A 1,529-nucleotide genomic window follows, 5' to 3' on the forward strand; every position below is an offset into this window, starting at 1 on the left:
GAAGCGTCCCAGGACCTCGTTGTTGAGGGCGATGAAGTCGTCGAGGACGCCGCCGCTGGGGTCGAGCTTGAGGGAGAGCCGTCCTTCGGTGAAGTCGAGCTGGACGACGTGTGCGCCCGCGTCCAGGCAGCCGCGGATGTCGGCCTCGGCCTCGTCGGCGAGGTCGCGCAGGAACTCCTCGCGGGGGTAGCCCTCGATGGGTGTGGCGGGGTAGAGGAGGCTGAGGGCGGAGGGTGCGATGACCGCCTGCTTCAGGGGGCGGTCCGTGAACTGCCGTGCTGCGCGGAGATAGGTCTCGGCCCGCACCTGGTAGCGGAAGGGCCCTTGCGTGATGCTGGGGAGCTGTCGGGTGTGCCCGTCGGCGAAGGGGATGACGGCACCGTCCGGGGAGAGGGTGTCGAGGCCGGTCACGGGGTAGGTGGCGAAGCTCGGCTTGGACTGTTCGCCGTCCACGAGGACAGGGCTGCCGACTCGTTCCAGCTGGGCCAGGGTGTCCGCGACGGCCTGCTCCTGCTGTTTGGCGAGGTCCCTGTCGTCCAGGGTTCCCTGGGCGTGTGCGGTGAGGGCGTGCATGAGGGTCGCGGAACGCGGAAGGCTGCCGATCGGCTCAGTGGCGATGGTCATGGTCGGAAGAATAGGAAGAGGTCGGGGTCCGGATCACCGGAAAGCCCTGATTGCCGTGTGTGCAGGGGAAGTTCAGGCGAAACTGCCGCGCGGCGGGACGTGGTGGTGTAGGGCGGGGGAGAGAGCCGGCGGGGTTCTAGGATCCGGTCGTGGCCACGGCGGAGGAGGTGCCCAGCTGGGAGCGGGGGGTTTTCTCGCCGACGCGGTTGGGCTCGATGGTGCGGGGGTCGACGGCCTCTCCGGGGGCGCCTTGGCGGTAGACGCCTTCGGGATCGGAGTCCCGGTCGTGCGGGAGCAGGAAGAAGACCCGGCGCCGGTACAGGCCGCTGTCAGGGTCCGCCTCGGCGTCGGCCCCGAGTTCGATGTAGCCGATCATGCGGCCGTCGCGGGCGTAGCGCGGTTTGTTCTTGCGCCGGGGGGTCTTGTCCAGGGCCTGGCGGACGTAGTCGAGGCCCTCGGGGTCTTCGAGCCACACGACGTTCGCCTCGTGGACGAGATCGCTGTCGGTCAGTAGCGAGCTCATGGCGGCGACCTCTCCTTCATCGGCGTGCACCGGGTGGGGCGGTGCCTGCGTGGTGCGTGTGTTCATCTGCGATGGGGTGCCGTAGTGGTGCGGGCCGCCTGTGGCGCCGGTTCCCGGCGGAGGGCGCGGCCCGGTACGTCCAGGGGGCACTCATATCGTAGAGGGGGCCCGCTTTCGCGCGGCAGTGCCTCCGGTTCGGGGACGTTCATTCGTCGGCCGCCAGAGCGAGGTGGGGGTAGAACTTGCGGCCGTTGGATTTGATCATGTCGGCGGGCGATGCGAGGCCCACTTCCTGGCGGACACGGGTGGCGAAGGCGCGGGCGGTTCCGGGGCGGATGCCTTCGCTGGTCGCTCACCAGTTGCTGTACGAGGCGTAGAGCAG

Annotated in this window: 1 protein-coding gene and 2 pseudogenes; all 3 read right to left on the reverse strand. The window is 69.4% G+C overall.

The features are described 5' to 3' along the window. Window positions 1-624: pseudogene (locus ACFVWD_RS58330) on the reverse strand (5-methyltetrahydropteroyltriglutamate--homocysteine methyltransferase); the annotation flags it as partial. A gap of 136 nt (window positions 625-760) precedes the next feature. Next, the gene (locus ACFVWD_RS58335) at window positions 761-1,147 is read right to left on the reverse strand and encodes a DUF6009 family protein (protein WP_030592536.1); all 387 of its coding nucleotides are present in this window, start codon (window positions 1,145-1,147) and stop codon (window positions 761-763) included. 205 nt (window positions 1,148-1,352) lie between these two features. Beyond that, a pseudogene (locus ACFVWD_RS58340) lies at window positions 1,353-1,529 on the reverse strand (DNA primase); the annotation flags it as partial.

Origin of the sequence: Streptomyces sp. NPDC058086 (genome assembly GCF_042885015.1) — a bacterium.
Taxonomy (GTDB): domain Bacteria; phylum Actinomycetota; class Actinomycetes; order Streptomycetales; family Streptomycetaceae; genus Streptomyces.